This window comes from Telluria aromaticivorans (assembly GCF_013003915.1).
GTDB classification, from domain to species: Bacteria; Pseudomonadota; Gammaproteobacteria; order Burkholderiales; family Burkholderiaceae_D; genus Telluria; species Telluria aromaticivorans.
Genome location: NZ_JABAIV010000001.1, coordinates 1,064,704 through 1,080,863 on the forward strand (window position 1 = coordinate 1,064,704; position 16,160 = coordinate 1,080,863).

The following is a 16,160-nucleotide window of genomic DNA, read 5'->3' on the forward strand; positions in this document are numbered from 1 at the left end:
TAATGAGAACGATTCGCATTATGTTTTCTATTGGGTTTTTTTGCAAGCGCCGATGAGCTGCCCGTCCCTGCTTTGCCCTTCTATGGGGATAGCTTGTGCCATCGCATGTGGCTGAATCAACTACAATAACTGGGACAAGGGTTTATCATGAACCTCCATACCTTCCCAAAAAGAGAACCCCCAGCGCCATGCGTCGTCCTTCCAAAGATTCAGCCCCTAAACTGTCCGCCGAAAGCCAGCGTCTCGTCAGCGTCGCGCAAGCCATCATGCAGGCTGCCAGCCGCGTCGAGGAACGGACCTGGGAGCGCCAGCTGGATACGCAACTGCAGAAACTGCTCAAGACCAACCACCAGGACAGCATCGACGCCGCGCTGAACGCCCTGTTCAAGGACGATCTCGCCTCGTACGACGTGCTGATGGATGGGGTCGAGGCAGTCAGCGAATCCGCCACCATGGTGGAGCAGCAGGACGGCAAGGAAGTCACCTGGCAAGCCCTGCTGGTGGCCGCGCCGGTACTCGCCTGGACCCGTTTCAATATCGCTTCGGGCAGTATCCCGGCCGATATGCTGGCCACCCTGCAGGCGCATTTCTCGGGCCACCTGCTGGCCGAAGGCACCCGCCTTGCGATGGCGCCCTCGCTGTATTCGATCGACCAGCTGCCGCGCACCCACGCCGAAACCTATGCGCTGACCCACAAGCTGGCCGCCGCCGCCCACAAGGGTGGTACGATCAAGTCCTCGACCCGCATCGAGGAAACCGCGCCCTTCCTGGCCGACACCCGCTACCTGCTGGTGGCGGTCATCGCGCCCCTGGGTGCGCCGATGTTCCGCTGGCAGGAGCCGCAGCACCACATCCACTTCGCCGAAGAACGCAACCGCGCGCTCGAGCAATGGCGCGCCCAGGGCACCGCCAACATCGCACGCCTCATGCCGGGCTGCGGCGTCGAGCTGCTGCTGCCGGAAGCGTATTACGTGGCCTGCCGCGAAGCGGATAAATTGATCCGCCCGATCTCGATCCGCGCCGCCGTGCACTACCTGACCCACACCCTCGATGTCGAGGCCTCCGACCTGCGTGCGGTGATTGCCGGCTTCGGCGAAGAAGCCCCGGATATCCAGATCGACGAATACCGCGTATCGTTCACGATCCGCCAGGATACCGACGTCATGTACGGCATCGTCTGGCCGCTGTACGGCCAGGAAGACGAAAACGGCACGCCGATGGAAGGCCCGTTCGCCATCGGCCCGGCGCCGCTGACCCCGATCAACGAGATCGTGGCCCACCTGAACGAAGCCGGCATCACCCACATCAAGCGGATCAGCGAACGCTATCCGGCCGAGTACTGCGACGACTGCGGCGGGCCGCTGTTCGCCGACCCGACCGGCGAACTGGTGCATGCCGAAATGCCGGAAGATGCGCCGCCAGGGACTGAGCACTTCCATTGATCGCCCGGGGCTTCGCTCCTCGCCTCAGGCTGCCGTGAAATATTCTTTCACCAGTGCAGCCTGCGTGAAAGATTCTTTCGTAGGGTGGCCGGCTCTGCCGGCCGCGCGTTCAAAGTCCATCTGATTTGCCACGGCGCGTCTTCGCCTGCGTGATTTGAACGCGCGGGCGGAGAATCCGCCCACCCTACGAAGCCTGGCGTCGCGCCATGCTAGAGTGAACGATACCTGCCGTGCAGGAACCGACCATTCACTCCGGAGATGCCCGCAATGCCCCGTCCCCTCCTCCGCCTCGCCTTCGCAGGCCTGGCCCTGTGTGCAGCAGGCGTCGTCCTAGCTGCGCCGTCAAAATCTCCCCAGCAGCCGCGCAGCACCAGCGTCAAGGCGAAAGTCAATTACCTGACCTTCCTGCCGAAATCGTATTCGGCCAAGGGCGAGAAGGTGCCGCTGATCGTGTTCCTGCACGGCTCCGGCGAGCGGGGCAGCGACCTGGACAAGGTGAAGGCATGGGGGCCGCCGGCTATCGTCGAGAAAGACCCGGACTTCCCCTTCATGGTCGTGTCGCCCCAAATCCCCGAAGGCCAGTGGTGGGATACGTATTTGCTGAAGTCGATGCTGGACGACGTGCTCAAGCGCTATAACGTGGACCCGAAGCGCGTCTACCTGACTGGCATCAGCATGGGCGGCTATGGCGCGTGGGACCTGGCGATCAAGCACCCGGACTATTTTGCAGCGGTCGCGCCGATCTGCGGCGGTGGCATCGCGCGCATGGCGGGACGGTTGAAGGACGTGCCGGTATGGGCCTTTCACGGCCTCAAGGACGAAGCGGTGCCCGAAGCGGAATCCGCGCGCATGGTCGATGCCTTGAGGGCCCAGGGCGGCAAGGTGAAATACACGGTGCTGCCGGAGGCAGGCCATATCGAGGCCTGGGTCCATGCCTATGGCGAAGCGGGATTGTTCGACTGGTTCGCGCAGCAGCGCCGGCAGTGAGTTAACACGCATGCCGGCGCTGTGGGACTGCAGTCCGGCCGTGGCGACCGGACTGGTGAAACCGGTTTAGAACCGGAAGTTGGCCGTCAGGCTGGCGGAACGCGGTGCCCCCGGGGTGTAGCGGTAGCCACTCTTGTTGATGGCTGCCACGTAGCGCTCGTCGCCCAGGTTGTACACGTTCAGGCGCAGGTCCAGGTTCGGGCTGACGCGGTACGAGGCCATGGCATCGAAGACCCAGTATGAATCGGCATAGGCCGGGGTGCCGATCGCGCCATCGGTGCCGCGCATCAGCTTGTCGCTGAAGCGGGCGCCGCCGCCGAGCTTGAAGCCGTTGCCCAGGTCATAGGAGGTCCAGGCGGTGAACGAGCTCTTCGGCGTATAGGTCAGCACGTTCTCGCCCGCCGCGGTGATCGAACGGCCCGCTTCGACGCTGGTGTCCATGTACAAATAGCCTGCGCTCACCAGCCAGTTCGGCGCCAGTTCGCCGGTGGCGCCCAGTTCAACACCCTGCACGCGCTTCTTGCCGGTCTGGTAGTACTTCAGGTCGACCGGATCCTGCTCGACCTCGTTCTTCACTTCGGTGCGGAACAGTGCGCCCGACAGCGACAGCTTCTGGCGCAGCAGGTCCAGCTTGCCGCCCAGTTCGGTGGTCAGGGTTTTCTGCGGATCGTAGATCGGGTTCTGGGCACTATTGAGATTGCCCGACACCGTGAAGCTGGAGCCCGGCGGCAGTTTCGAACTGGCCACCATCGCATACACGCTGCTGTTGGTGGTCGGCTTGTACAGCAGCGAAGCCTTGCCGTTGACCAGGGTGTCGCCTACCGAGAAGCGGGTCGGGACCAGCACGTTGTTGGTCAGCGCCACCACGCTGTAGTCGCCGCTGTAGTGGTCGAGGCGCACGCCGCCATTGAAGATCCAGCGCTCGCCGAACTTGACGGTGTCGAAGGCGTACAGGCTCTGGGTGCTGATCTCGCCTTCGTTATAGGCGCCGGTGCGGGTCGGGTTGAAGCCGGTGACAGGATCCAGCGGGTTCGGGCGGTACAGGTTGGCCGCCGGCATGCTGCCCAGGCTGGCCGGAACATAACCGTAGGTCACCTGGTTTTCGTTGGTGAATTCCAGGCCCGTCACCAGCGTGTGGGCGACCGCGCCGGTGTTGAATTGCGAGGTCAGCGTGGTCTGGTTGGTCAGGATTTTGTTTTCCTGGTCCTTCACCGTGCGGGTGCTGCGCGCCACGGTCCAGGTGGACGGGTCGGTCTGCACTGGCGTCTTGAAATTGGCGGCGCTGGCCAGCCAAGCGGTGAGCAGGTAGTCCTGCTTGGTTTTTCCGTAGCGGCTGACGTTCTGCAGGCGCAGGGTCGGCGAGAACTCATGCTCGACGCGCACGGTCGCCATGTCGGCCTTGACCTTGTCGTAGTCGCTGTTCGAGCCGTAGAAATTCTTCGGGTCGACCGGCGCCGCATTGGCGATGAACGGACGGGTCGGGTCAGGGCTGGTGTAGCCCGGCAGGCCCACCGTCGAGACGCCGCCATCCGGGATATTGTCCTGGTCCACGTGCAGGAAATCGAGGTGCATGCGGGTCGCGCCGTTCAGGCCGAACCCGAGGCTGGGCGCTACTGCCCAGCGCTTGTTGCGCACCACGTCGCGCGCCGGGTTGTCGGAATCCTGGGCCAGCAGGTTCAGGCGCAGGGCGATGCCGCGCTCGGCATTGAGCACCGTGTTCAGGTCGGCCGTGGCACGCTTTTGCGATGCGCTACCGCCGGTCAGCGAAGCGCTTGCTGCGCGTGCCATGTGCGCTTTCTTGCTCACCAGGTTGACCGAGCCGGTCGGCGAACCGCGGCCATTGTCGGTGCCGGCCGGCCCCTTGACCACGTCGATCTGCTCCAGGTTGAAGACATCGCGCGAGACCGAGCCGACGTCGCGCACGCCGTCGACGAAGATGCTGCCCGAGGTATCGAAGCCGCGCATGAAGATCGCGTCGCCGGTATTCGTGTTGCCGTTTTCGCCAAGGAAGAATGCGCCGACGCCCGGGGTGTTGCGCAGTGCGTCGGTCAGGGTCAGCGCGCCCTGCTGCTCGAACAGCTCTTTCTTGATGACCTGCACCGACTGGGCGGTGTCCACCAGCTTCTCGGTGTATTTCGGCGACGAAGCGTGCTCGGCGCGGAAGCCGTTATCGGCCTTGCCCACGACTTCAACCGTCGAGGCCGGGGCAATGTTCTCCATGGCCGCATTGTCCATCTCGCTTGCATGCGCCGCCATCGGCAGCAGGACTGCCGCCAGGACAGTGCCCATTACCGGCGAGTGAATGTGTTTGCGGCTTTTTATTGTTTTCATACGAAAGGCTTCCTTACGTTCAAAGTGGATTCCCAGGAGGGGACGGGTCATCAATGAAAATTATTGTAAAGAAATCGTTCTGATATGTAAACAAGAATCATTCTTATTCGCGTTTACTTTTGACATTGCGCCGAGACTGGAGAAGATGGGCGAACGACACCTATCCCTGCTGTCGTACTCGTGAATCGTAGGGTGGGCAGGTTTCTGCCCACGCGTTCAAATCACGGTACTGCTGCCCGTGCGGCTTTTCAGCTGGAAACGATCCTGTTGCCATATGAAGACGGCCCGCGCTGCGGGCCGTTGTACCGGGTCAGCGGCGAATACTGCCGATGACCTTGGTGGCGAAGTCGGCGACGTTGCCGGCATGCCAGCGCCAGACGATCACGAGATCATGATCGGGCGAGACGACGATGGTATTGCTGCCGGCACCCTGCGCTGCATAGGCATTGGCTGGCAGCCCGGGCAAGTTCTTGCCCTTGGTATTGAGCCACCAGAGATAGCCGTAGTCCGGGCCATGTGCGCTCGGGCTCAAGGCGGCCTTCACATAGTCCGGCTGCAGCACCTGCCTGCCGTTCCAGGTCCCGCCGCGCAGCCACAGGTAGCCGAAGCGCGCCATGTCCCAGGAATTGATCCACATGCCACCACCCCAGCGGGTCCCGCCACTGACCGACGGCACCTGCTTGCCATCGAGTTCCACGTAGCTGTTATGGTAGGGAACCCACTTCCAGCTGTTCGAGGCGCCGATCGGGTCCATGACCTGCTGCTGGAACATCTCCGGCACCGGCTGGCCGAGCACGCGCAGCAGCGACAGCGCAAAACGGTTGACGCGCACGTCGTTGTATTCGTAGAAGCTGCCCGGCTGGCCCAGCGCGCGCGGTTTGCGCTCGCCCGAACCGAAGGCAGCCTTGCCGATGAAGTCGGCATTCTTGCCGAACAGGCTGCCTTCCCACTCGGATTCCTGCTGCAGGTGCTGCTTCCAGGTGACCAGGGCGTTCTGCGCCGACGCGTAGCCGCCGTCGTTGACGCGCTTGGCCACCGGCTCGTCAACCTTGATCCGGCCATCGCGGACGGCCACGCCGGCAACCGTGGCCAGCATGCTCTTGGCCACCGAATAGGTTGGGTCGACAAACTGCGTGTCGCCGAACTCCGCCACCACATAGCCTTTATAAATCACCAGTCCATTGGTGCGCGCGCGCCGGGTCGGCATCGAACCGAGGCGGGCACCGAAAGTCGCTTCCTGGTCCGAGAAATCGACGGCGCGGGTGGTTTCGCGCGACTGCGCGAACTGCACGGCAGCGGCCAGCGCCGCCGGGTCCATGCCGAGTTCGGCGGGCGATTTGCGGGCCCATTCGCCTTGCGGCGGGAAATAGCTTGCCGGTGTGGCGGCATGGGCGGCGGCCGGCAACAGCGCGGCAAGGGAAAGCGCCAGCAGGCTGCGGCGCGAAAGGAGGGTCATGGAGTAGTCCACTGGGCGTAAGGGAAACGGATCAGGCTGGAGTTGTAGTAGCGCTTCTCGCCGGTGACTTCCTGGCCAATCCAGTCGGGCTTGTCAAAAGCGGTGTCTTCCGACGGCAGCTCGATTTCGGCCACGATGAGGCCGGCGTTCTCGCCCAGGAATTCATCGACTTCCCAGGTGAAGCCGGCGTGCGCAATGCGGCGCCGGTATTTTTCCACGAGCGGACGCTCGCACAGGGTGTCCAGCAGTTCTTCGGCGTCCAGCAACGGAATGGGATATTCCCACTCTCCCCTGCTGGCGCCGACGTTCTTGCTCTTGATGGTGAGGATGCCTTCGGCGCCTTCGATGCGCACGCGCACCGTGCGCGCCGGGTCGGCGTTCAGGTAGCCCTGGCGCAGCAGGGTCGCCTCGCCGAGCGTGCGCCAGGCGCTGCCTTCAACCAGGAACTTGCGCTCGATCTCGACGCCCACTTTCAGTTCCTCATCAATCCAGCGACTGCAGGATCGGCTGCAGGATCGCCGCGCCGAGCGCCGCGCTGCGCGCGCCATTCCAGCCGGTGTGCGGGTCCGGCAGGTCGGCATTGTCCTTGAACGGCATTTCCAGGGTCAGGGACAGGCATTTGAAGGTGTGGCCGATGTATTTCGAGGCCAGGGTCAGCAGCTCTTCGTTGTACTTGCTGGCTGCGTAGCCATACACGTTCTGGAAGTCCGGGCTGGACGCCATGTATTGCGCAACAAAAGCGGTCTGGCGCGCCTGGCGCTCCGGCGTGAAGTCAGCCAGCATCTCATTGCCGGCCACGAAGTTGTAGGGCAGGGCTTCGTCGCCGTGGATGTCGAAGAACATGTCGACGCCGGTTTCAATGATCTTGTTCTTCACGCACAGCACTTCCGGGCTGCGCTCGAGCGAAGGCGTCATCCACTCGCGGTTCAGGTTGGCGCCGGCCGCATTGGTGCGCAGGTTGCCGCGCACCGAGCCGTCCGGGTTCATGTTCGGCACGATGTAGAACACGGCGCGCTGCAGGAGCTTGCGCGAGACCGGGTTGGCGCTGTCGAGCAGTGCGTCCATCATGCCCTCGACGTACCACTCGGCCATCGTTTCGCCAGGGTGCTGGCGCGCGATCACCCAGATCTTCTTTTCCGCTTGCGGGTTGCCGATCACGACCAGGTTCATGTCGCGGCCGTCGATCGTGGTCCCGATGTCGTGCACGCGCGCGATCGGGTTTTCCGCCACTTCGCCCAGCAGGCGCAGGTGGCGCTCCCAGGTGTAGGGCTCGAAATAGGCGTAGTAGATGCTGTCGAGTTCAGGCGTGTGGTTCACCGTCATGACCTGCCCGTCGAAGCTGGTCGGCACCCGGAACCAGTTTTCGGTGTCGTAGCTGGCGGCGACCTGGTAATCCTCGAAGCCCTTCGGATAAGTGGCCTGCCCGGCATTCAGGAAACGGATCGTGCAGGCCTGGCCACGCGCGCCCTGCAGGCGGAAATGGAACCACTGGTGGATGTCGGCGTGGGAATCCTTGCGCAGATTCAGGTCGATCGCCTTGGCGTTGTCGGCGCTGAGCACCTCGATGGCGCCGGAATCGAAGGTCTGGCTGATTTTGATGGGCATGGTGAATCCTTCATTGTCGGTTCAAACGAATCGCATCCTACCGGACCGGGCGCCGGCGGATGCTGCCCGCGCAGGCTCCCTTAGCATTGGGTCATTGCGCGTCGAGGTCGATCAGGTCTTTCGAGTACATTGCCATGACCTGGCGCATCAGCTCGACGTTGCTGCGGTCCAGCACCACCGTCAGGTCTTCCTTGCTGTTGAGCGCGAAGTGCATGCGGATCGCACCCGGCAGTTCCTTGCACATCACATACTCGGCGCGCGGGGTGGTGGGATTGTCCCAGTCCTGCTGCGTAATGGCGGGCGGCGCCGGCGGCGCGGCCAGTGCGGGGTCGCGGTTGACCGGCAGGTGCTTGAGCAGCCAGAACACGATCGAGGCCGGCAGCTGGATGCACAGGTCGCTGGCGCCCTTGGTGGAGAACTTGGTGAGCAACAGGTTACCGACCCGGTCGCACGACATGGAGATGCTCTTGACTTGACGAATTACCGCTGGTTTCACGAGGATGGTTCCTGCTGAAAAGGTTGAAAAAGGCGCAGCGATTCTACCGCATCCCACCGCTCAATTGTGTGGTATCAGAAACAAAACGGGGAGCCTGGCGGCTCCCCATGGAACTTGATAGGACTGCTGCCCGGCCCCCCGGCCTGGCGCAGCCCTTGGACCGGCTCACTCTTTCGAACCGCCGCGGTTGCCACCCTGCGAACCCTGGCGGCCGGACTTGGCCGAGACGCTGGTGCGCGATGCGCTGCCCGAGCCGGCGCTGGCCGACTGGCGGTTACCGTGGCTCATGCTGCCGGCACGGCGTGCTTCTTCCGAAGTGAATTCGTGTGCGGTCCCCTTGGCATGGGCGGCCTTGCCACCCTGGCTGGCGATCTCACGCTGGCGGGCCGGATCCATCGATGCGAATCCGCGGTTGCGGGTGCCGCTGCTCTGGCTGTTACCACCTTGGTTGCTTCCTTGCTTGTTACCTTGGTTACTCGAGGCCATGATCATCTTCTCCCTGTTCACTTTGAACCGCCGCTTCCTGCGGCAGGCTTTGACCGCCCGCGTACGTTCCCCGATGAGCGGACGGCGAAGGTCATCTTAGGCACGCCTGAGTAATGAGGGTATAGGACACTTTCAGATGACTTTGTAGGACATCGCGCGACAGAAAATGCACATGTGAAAGTGTACTTCCAGTCGACAACAAACCCTTCAGTAAGAGTCCTACACGGCACCCCTACGTCTTCCTATACTGAAACGGAGCGTGCGCGCGCATGATGGGGCTATCAGGCGGCGCTTGCCATGGCCTCGGGCCAGCGCGCCGCCGCACATGTAAAGGAGTCGATATGGACGCGAATCAACGTAGCGAGGTCAATAATCAGACCAACAATGGCGCAAATGAGAAATGGACGCCAGGCTCCAAGGGCAACACCACCGATGGCCCGATGGACCACACCTACCCGCAGGGAGCGAGCCAGCAACAGGCCATCCGCGGCGAGAACGAACTGGCCGGGCAGGATCCGTCCCGCGTCGGCCAGCAGCAGGTAGCCGCCGAAGATGGTGGCCGCGCCGACAACGAGTCCACCCTGCCGGGCGCGGTCCGTTCTGACCTGCCGGGCGGGTCGATGCAGAGCCAGCAAACCGGCGGCACCGGCCCGCAGCAAGGCATCACCGACAGCCACCAGCGCCAGATGGAGCAGCACTCCGGCGCCTGGGGCATGCTCGAGCAGCCGGTCGGCCGCCGCGACAAGCATTCCGGCACCGACCTGCATGCGCACTCGGTCACCCAGCAGGGCAACAGCCAGGCCGCACAGGCGATGAACCCGCAAAACCCGGCACAGCCCGAACTGCAAGGCGGCTCGCTCGGGCGCCATCATGGCGTATCGGCAGGAACCTACCAGGCGCAGGCGGCGGCCGGACAAGGCGGTTTCTACTCCAACCAACAAAGCGCCATGCGTGGCGGCGAGGGGACAGGCATGGCGACACCATATCAGCAGGGAACTGCGCAGCAAGGAACCCAGCAGGGCGATACGCAACAGGGCAACGCCCAGAAGAGCACCGACTGCGGCGGCTTGCAGACCGGCACCGGCGCGCGCGATAGCGGCAGCCATGACGTGCACCAGTCGAACGACGTTGCCGGCGGCCTGCCGCGCAGCCCCGGCAACAGCGGCCCGCGCAGCGACGAACCGGGCTGGCTGCCGGCGCAAAGCGTCGACGCGGAAAAGAATCCGGTGCGCGATTCGAACGACCTGGGCGGCGGATTGCCGAAGAGCCCGGCAGGTGCGAACCAGCTGGCGGGTGATCGCAAGATGGATGACGATACGGGGTTTTCGCGGGGGTGATGGAGCTGTACGGGTCTCGCGTAGTCGATGGGTCTGCATCAAGGCTCATCGTAGGGTGGGCAGGTTTCCTGCCCACGCGTTCAACTAGTGCGCGAGTAGTTGAAATGCTGTTTTCGTGCCTGCTTTCGCAGCTCATACCTCAACCGACTGGCGAAATTTGCGTTGTTTGACAGCGGCAAAGCATCAAGAACTGCGTTGCTCTTGCTTGCCACTCCATGGAGCACACACTGGTTGAACGCGTGGGCAGGTAAACCTGCCCACCCTACGGTGTTCGACATGCGAACCGCGCCACTCCCTTGGCCAGTGGCGCCTGCCTCTATGCAGACGTATAACTCGTCTTCACCGTCGCAAAGAACTCCACCGCATTACTCCCCTGCTCGCGCGGGCCATAGCTCGAGGCCTTGGTGCCGCCAAACGGCACGTGGTAATCCACGCCCGCGGTCGGCAGGTTGACCATCACCATCCCCGCTTTGGCATGGCGCTTGAAGTGGGTGGCGTGCTTGAGCGAGGTGGTGCAGATACCGGCAGTCAGGCCGAACTCGGTATCGTTGGCCAGCGCCAGCGCGTGCTCGTAGCCCTTGGCGGGAATCACCGAAGCCACCGGGCCGAAGATTTCTTCGCGCGCATGCCGCATGCCAGGCGCGCAATCCGCGAACAGCGCCGGGCTCAGGAAATAGCCCTCGGTGTCGCGCTGCAGGCGTTCGCCGCCGCAGACCAGGCGCGCGCCCTCTTGCTTCGCGATCCCGATGTACGACAAGTCCTGCTCCAGCTGTGAGGCGTCGACCACCGGACCGATATCGATCCCCTGCTCCAGCGCGTTCCCGACCTTCAGCGCGGCCATGCGCCCGGCCATCGCATCGACGAAGCGGCCATAGATGGCTTCGTCGACGATCAGGCGCGACGAGGCGGTGCAGCGCTGCCCGGTCGAGAAGAACGATCCCTGGATCGCCGCGTTGACGGCAACGTCGAGGTCGGCATCGGCCAGCACCACCAGTGGATTCTTGCCGCCCATCTCGAGCTGGACGCGGGCCCGGCGCCGCGCGCAGGCCAGCATGACGCGCTCGCCGGTGGAGGTCGAGCCGGTGAAACTGATGGCATGCACGCGCGCATCGTTCAGCATGGCTTCGCCGACCACCCTGCCCGGCCCCATCGCCAGGTTGAACACGCCCGGTGGCAGGCCGGCGCGGCTGATGATCTCGGCCAGCGCCCAGGCACTGCCGGGCACGATCTCGGCCGGCTTGAACACGACCGTATTGCCGTAGGCGAGTGCCGGCGCGATCTTCCAGGCCGGGATGGCAATCGGGAAATTCCACGGCGCGATGATGCCGACCACGCCGACCGGCTCGCGCGTGACGTCGACATCGACGCCGGGACGCACCGAGGCCAGCCGGTCGCCGCGCACGCGCAGCGCCTCCTGCGCATAGAACTTGAAGATCGCGCCGGCGCGCGCGACCTCGCCGATGGCTTCCGGCAGCGTCTTGCCTTCTTCCCGCGCCAGCAGCGTACCCAGCTCGCTCTTGCGCGCCAGCAGCTCGCTGCCGATCGCGTCGAGTGCGTCGGCACGCATTTGCACGCCGGACAAGGCCCAGCCGGGCGCTGCCGCATGCGCCGCGGCGACGGCCAGCGCCGCCTCTTCGGCGCCGGCACTGGCGTATTCGCCGACCACGTCATTGCGGTCGGACGGGCTGCGCGTGGTCGTGGTGGCGGTGCCATCGAGCCAGCGGCCAGCGATATACAGTTGTTTCATGTCGGTCCTGTTATTCCTGTTATCACGGAGATCACAAGCCGCCAGTGTAGCAAACCGCTGCCTGCATGGGTTCGCCGGCAAGCTGGTTTTCGCGCCCCAAGCGCACCGGATCTTGATCCACCTCCAAGCCGGAGCGAACCAAGGGAACCCGGCTGTACCCGCCCACTCCAACCCCAGGCAACAGGCCCTGTCGTCCGCACATCGCGACGGAGGAGGCCGCCTGCGGAAGCGGAGACGAAACATGCCTGCAATGACGGATGAAGCAACAATCACGGTCTCGGTGGTGGTGCCTGCCAGTGGCCGCATGGACCTGCTCGACCGCTGCCTGGATGCCCTGGTGCGCCAGCAGGTCAACCCTCACAGCTACGAAATCATCGTCGTCGACGACGAGCCCAACCACAACACCCTGCACCTTGTCGCCGGCTGGCGCACCCGCACGCTCGACCGCGGGCCGCGCCTGACCTACATCGCCAATCCCGGCCCCAACGGCCCGGCGGCCGCGCGCAACCGCGGCTGGCGCACCGCCCGTGCGCCCATCGTGGCTTTCACCAGCGACGAAGCCGTGCCCGAGCCCGGCTGGCTGGCCGCGGGTGTGGCCGCCTTCCACGACAACACCGAAGTCGTCTGCGGTCGCACCCAGGCGCTGGTGCCGCCCCGTCCCAGCGACGGGCAGCGCAGCATACTCGAGCACGAAGCGGCCGACTTCACCAGCGCCAGCTGCTTCTTCCGCAAGCCCGTGCTCGAGCGCCTCGGCGGCTTCGACGAGCGCTTCAACGTCCCGCGCGGCACCGATGCCGACATGTACTTCCGCCTGCTCGAACACGGCATCGCCATCGGGCAGGCGCCGGCGGCACTGGTCCTGTACCCCCTGGGGCCGGCGCCATGGGGCGCCAGCCTGATGCAGGTGCGCCATGCGGAGTTCGACGCCCTGCTGTACAAGAAGCATCCTGCTCTGTATCGCCAGAAAGTCGAGCCGCGGCCGGCCTGGGACAATTACGTGGTGGCCGGCGTGCTGCTGCTCGCCCTGGCCAGCGCGCTGCTCGGCCTGGCAGTCATGGCGGCGCTGTCCTTCGGCGCCTGGCTGCTGCTGACCGCCCGGCGCTGCGCGCACAGCCTGCGCGGCGCGCCGCACACGCCATCCCACGTGGCCGAGATGATCGTCACCTCGGCCCTGCTGCCACCGCTGTCGGTGTTCTGGCGCCTTGCCGGCGCGGTGCGCTACCGCGTCCGGTTCGCGTGAGGCCGCCATGCCCAGGGAGCGAGCATGAGACTCAACGATGTACAGGCGGTCCACTCGGCGCGCGACGCAGGGCGGCGCCTGCGCATCGCCCTCATCAGCGACTGCGCCGCGCCTGCTACTACCCCGGGCAACATCGTCTGTAGCGGGCAAAACGCCTACGTCGGCCAGCTCGCCCATGAGCTGGCCCGTGCAGGTCACACGGTGGATATCTTTGCACGCCGCGACGCTCCCGCACAGCCGCAGCTGGCGCAGCTTAGCGACAAGCTTCGCATCATCTACGTTCCGGCGGGCCCGCCGGGCTATGTCCCCACGGAGCTGATGCTGGCCCACATCGATGCGTTCTCGCGCTTCGTCACCCGCTTCGTGCGGCGCCAAGCCGGCCACTACGACATCGTGCACGCGAACTTCTTCATGGCGGGCATGGTCGCCCAGCACCTCAAGGAAGCGCTGGGTCTGCCCTTCGTCCTCACCTTCCACGCGCTGGGACGGGCGCACCAACGTGCCGAGGCGGTGGCTGATTCCTTCGCCATCGCGCGCATCCGCATCGAAAGCGCGCTCATGCGGGTAGCCGACCGCATCATTGCCGAGTCCCCGCAAGACCGCGCCGACATGGAGCGGCTGTACGGCGCCCCTGCTTCGCGCATCGAGGTCGCGCCCTGCGGTTTTTCGCAAGGCGAATTGTGGCCGGTGCCGATGCTTGAGGCACGTGCCCGCCTTGGCCTTGACCCCGGCCGTTTCATCGTGCTCCAGCTCGGGCGCATCGTGCCGCGCAAGGGCGTCGACACCGTGATCCTGGGCGTGGCCATGCTGCGGAACCGGCATGGTGTCGATGCTCAGTTGCTCGTAGTGGGCGGCGGCATGGGTGGCGATGCGGGCGGCAATACAGGCGGCCGTGCGAACAGTGCCGCCGGGAACGATGGCCCGGAGCTGGCACGGCTGCGCAGCCTCGCAGCGGACCTCGGCGTGGCGGCGCAGGTGCGCTTCACCGGCCAGAAAGCGCGCAACCAGCTGCGCGACTACTACAGCGCTGCCAACATATTCGCCAGTACGCCCTGGTACGAACCCTTCGGCATCACCCCGGTAGAAGCGATGGCCTGCGCACGCCCCGTCATCGGCTCGGAAGTCGGCGGCATCAAGAGCACGGTCAACGATGGTGTGACCGGCTTCCTGATTCCCTCGCGCGACCCGGAGGCGCTGGCCGACCGGCTGGCGCGCCTGCACCGCTGCCCGGACCTGGCGCGCGCCATGGGTGAGGCAGGCCGGCGCCGCGCCTGCGAGCACTACACCTGGCACCACGTCGCCAGCCAACTGCTTGCCATCTATGCCGACGTGCTGGACGAAACCCGGCTGGCCACCAGCCCTGCCCTTCTTTCAACCTGAGGAACCCCACGAGCATGACAACACGCATTCCCTTCGCGCCGCCGGGCAAGCCGCTCCTTGCCACCGGTTCGGCGAGCCATCCGGGCGTTAAACGCATGAACGCTTCGCCGCGAGGCCCGTCACCACGCCCGGTCCCCGCATGAAGGCGATCTTCTTCGACCAGGACGGCACCCTGGTGGACGACCTGCCCTTCAATATCGAACCGCGCCGCATCCGGCTGGTGAGCGGCGCCGGCCCCGCGCTGCGCTTGCTGGCAAGGCTCGACTACCGCTTCTTCGTCGTCACCAACCAGTCCGGCATTGCGCACGGCTGCTTTGGCGAGGACGCGATGGGACCGGTCGCCGACCGGCTGGCCGACCTGCTGTTCCGCGAAAACCTGACCATGGACGGCTTTTACTACTGCCCGCATCATCCTCTGGGCACGGTCGGCGGCTACGCCATGGTCTGCGCCTGCCGTAAACCCTCGCCCGGCATGCTGCTGAAAGCGGCGAACGAGCACGGCATCGACCTGCGCTCGTCGTGGATGGTCGGCGACATCCTGCACGATGTGGAAGCGGGCAACCGGGCGGGATGCCGGACGCTGCTGATCGACAATGGCAACGAAACTGAATGGCGGTTGGGGCCACGCCGCGTGCCGACGCGCATGGCGCCGGATCTGTATGCGGCGGCGGTGCTGATTGCCAGCCACGAAGCGGCACGATGAGCGTCGCTTCCCTGGTTGCCTGGGGCAGTCCCGGCACAGCACAGCCCTTGAACCCATGGGGCCGGCTTAGCACTGATAACGCGTGTACGCCGAGTACGCACCCCGGCACTCGCGACCTTGATTTGCTCACGGACGAGCGTTGACCATCGCCAACTTGCGGGAAATCCAAGCCTGCGACGATAGCCTGCTTAACCCAGGAGGTCGACATGCTTGGAGACGGACAACGAAATTCACTGATCCTGCTTACACTGCTCGCGGGACCCAGCGTATCGGCAACGCCGTACGCCTACACGCTTAACGGCGACCAGTTCGTGAGCGCGATGAACCGCCCGCAGCGGCTGAGCAGCCTGGACTATATCGAAAGGGAAAAGGCGTACAGCTACCTGGATGGCGCGCGCGATCATGCTCAGGGGCGCTAGTGGTGTGATGTGAACCAGCTTAAAACACATGACCTGGCGCAGGAGCTGGCCAACGATATCCGCAAGTTGCCGGCCAACGCCAGGAAACGGAATGCATCCGTCTTGCTCATCGAACAGCTGCGACGCAAATATCCGTGCGGCGCGGGAGGCCGGCCATGAAGCCGACCTTCTCCTCGCTGTCGAAGCACTATCCCGCAGAGGAGTCTCGCGAGGAGACTGTGGAGCACTGGTTCTGGCCGCTGAGCCAGGAAGTCGATGCTGCTGCAGCCCTTACGCAGCCTCAAGCATTCCTGCCTGGCTTCATGACGACATCTGCGCGCAGCCTGCATGGCAGGTGAGCGCATGCACTGCCGCCCGCTCATCCGGACAAAGAAAAGGGCCAGCGCTGTGGCTGGCCCAAGTCCTTGATTCTGTTGGTCGGGGCGAGAGGATTCGAACCTCCGACCCCGTGCACCCCATGCACGTACGCTACCAGGCTGCGCTACGCCCCGACTAGCCAGGAATTATATCAGAGCTCCTCAGGAATACCCG

15 protein-coding genes and 1 tRNA gene are annotated in these 16,160 nt (G+C 64.6%); 8 read left to right on the forward strand and 8 right to left on the reverse strand.

Translation table 11 applies throughout. The features are described from left to right. The first annotated feature begins 188 nt into the window (after nucleotides 1–188). Nucleotides 189–1,442 (forward strand): DUF2863 family protein, encoded by a 1,254-nt coding sequence (locus HGB41_RS04935; protein ID WP_171081609.1) that lies wholly within the window; start codon nucleotides 189–191, stop codon nucleotides 1,440–1,442. A 267-nt stretch (nucleotides 1,443–1,709) separates the two neighbouring features. Beyond that, the gene (locus tag HGB41_RS04940; protein ID WP_171081611.1) at nucleotides 1,710–2,429 is read left to right on the forward strand and encodes a carboxylesterase family protein; all 720 of its coding nucleotides are present in this window, start codon (nucleotides 1,710–1,712) and stop codon (nucleotides 2,427–2,429) included. Nucleotides 2,430–2,495: 66 nt separating this feature from the next. Here HGB41_RS04940 and HGB41_RS04945 read toward each other — a convergent pair whose 3' ends face one another. The 6 genes from HGB41_RS04945 to HGB41_RS04970 all read right to left on the reverse strand — a co-directional run bounded on the left by HGB41_RS04945 (nucleotide 2,496) and on the right by HGB41_RS04970 (nucleotide 8,803). Then, the gene (locus HGB41_RS04945; RefSeq protein ID WP_171081613.1) at nucleotides 2,496–4,760 is read right to left on the reverse strand and encodes a catecholate siderophore receptor Fiu; all 2,265 of its coding nucleotides are present in this window, start codon (nucleotides 4,758–4,760) and stop codon (nucleotides 2,496–2,498) included. 310 nt (nucleotides 4,761–5,070) lie between these two features. Continuing rightward, entirely contained in the window at nucleotides 5,071–6,216 is a 1,146-nt protein-coding gene (locus HGB41_RS04950) for a serine hydrolase domain-containing protein (RefSeq protein WP_171081616.1), read from the reverse strand. Next, complete coding sequence (locus HGB41_RS04955; protein ID WP_171081618.1) at nucleotides 6,213–6,686, reverse strand: CYTH domain-containing protein; 474 nt, start codon at nucleotides 6,684–6,686, stop codon at nucleotides 6,213–6,215. Before HGB41_RS04955 ends, HGB41_RS04950 begins: the two co-directional genes overlap by 4 nt. 13 nt (nucleotides 6,687–6,699) lie before the next feature. Then, entirely contained in the window at nucleotides 6,700–7,821 is a 1,122-nt protein-coding gene (locus tag HGB41_RS04960) for a M14 family metallopeptidase (protein WP_171081620.1), read from the reverse strand. A gap of 91 nt (nucleotides 7,822–7,912) precedes the next feature. Beyond that, nucleotides 7,913–8,278: a hypothetical protein gene (locus HGB41_RS04965; RefSeq protein ID WP_171081622.1), complete on the reverse strand. Its 366-nt coding sequence runs from the start codon at nucleotides 8,276–8,278 to the stop codon at nucleotides 7,913–7,915. Between the two features lie 204 nt (nucleotides 8,279–8,482). Further along, nucleotides 8,483–8,803 (reverse strand): KGG domain-containing protein, encoded by a 321-nt coding sequence (locus tag HGB41_RS04970; RefSeq protein ID WP_171081623.1) that lies wholly within the window; start codon nucleotides 8,801–8,803, stop codon nucleotides 8,483–8,485. 341 nt (nucleotides 8,804–9,144) lie between these two features. Between HGB41_RS04970 and HGB41_RS04975 the strand changes: the two genes are divergently transcribed. Continuing rightward, a complete protein-coding gene (locus tag HGB41_RS04975) occupies nucleotides 9,145–10,140 on the forward strand; it encodes a hypothetical protein (RefSeq protein WP_171081625.1) in 996 nt (331 codons plus the stop codon). Between the two features lie 316 nt (nucleotides 10,141–10,456). Here the strand turns inward: HGB41_RS04975 and HGB41_RS04980 are convergent, their stop codons facing one another. After that, complete coding sequence (locus tag HGB41_RS04980; RefSeq protein ID WP_171081626.1) at nucleotides 10,457–11,887, reverse strand: aldehyde dehydrogenase family protein; 1,431 nt, start codon at nucleotides 11,885–11,887, stop codon at nucleotides 10,457–10,459. 241 nt (nucleotides 11,888–12,128) lie between these two features. On the opposite strand from HGB41_RS04980, the gene HGB41_RS04985 reads away from it, so the two are divergent. The 5 genes from HGB41_RS04985 (at nucleotide 12,129) to HGB41_RS05010 (ending at nucleotide 15,967) form a co-directional block, all read left to right on the forward strand. Beyond that, entirely contained in the window at nucleotides 12,129–13,127 is a 999-nt protein-coding gene (locus HGB41_RS04985) for a glycosyltransferase family 2 protein (protein WP_171081628.1), read from the forward strand. A 24-nt stretch (nucleotides 13,128–13,151) separates the two neighbouring features. Beyond that, nucleotides 13,152–14,507: a glycosyltransferase gene (locus HGB41_RS04990; RefSeq protein WP_229422723.1), complete on the forward strand. Its 1,356-nt coding sequence runs from the start codon at nucleotides 13,152–13,154 to the stop codon at nucleotides 14,505–14,507. A gap of 139 nt (nucleotides 14,508–14,646) precedes the next feature. Further along, on the forward strand, nucleotides 14,647–15,210 hold the full coding sequence (locus HGB41_RS04995) for a D-glycero-alpha-D-manno-heptose-1,7-bisphosphate 7-phosphatase (protein WP_171081630.1): 564 nt from the start codon (nucleotides 14,647–14,649) through the stop codon (nucleotides 15,208–15,210). 206 nt (nucleotides 15,211–15,416) lie between these two features. Next, nucleotides 15,417–15,629: a hypothetical protein gene (locus HGB41_RS05000; protein WP_171081633.1), complete on the forward strand. Its 213-nt coding sequence runs from the start codon at nucleotides 15,417–15,419 to the stop codon at nucleotides 15,627–15,629. A gap of 155 nt (nucleotides 15,630–15,784) precedes the next feature. Then, on the forward strand, nucleotides 15,785–15,967 hold the full coding sequence (locus tag HGB41_RS05010; protein WP_171081638.1) for a hypothetical protein: 183 nt from the start codon (nucleotides 15,785–15,787) through the stop codon (nucleotides 15,965–15,967). Nucleotides 15,968–16,043: 76 nt separating this feature from the next. Here the strand turns inward: HGB41_RS05010 and HGB41_RS05015 are convergent. Continuing rightward, nucleotides 16,044–16,120, reverse strand: a tRNA-Pro gene (locus HGB41_RS05015). Between the last annotated feature and the right edge of the window lie 40 nt (nucleotides 16,121–16,160).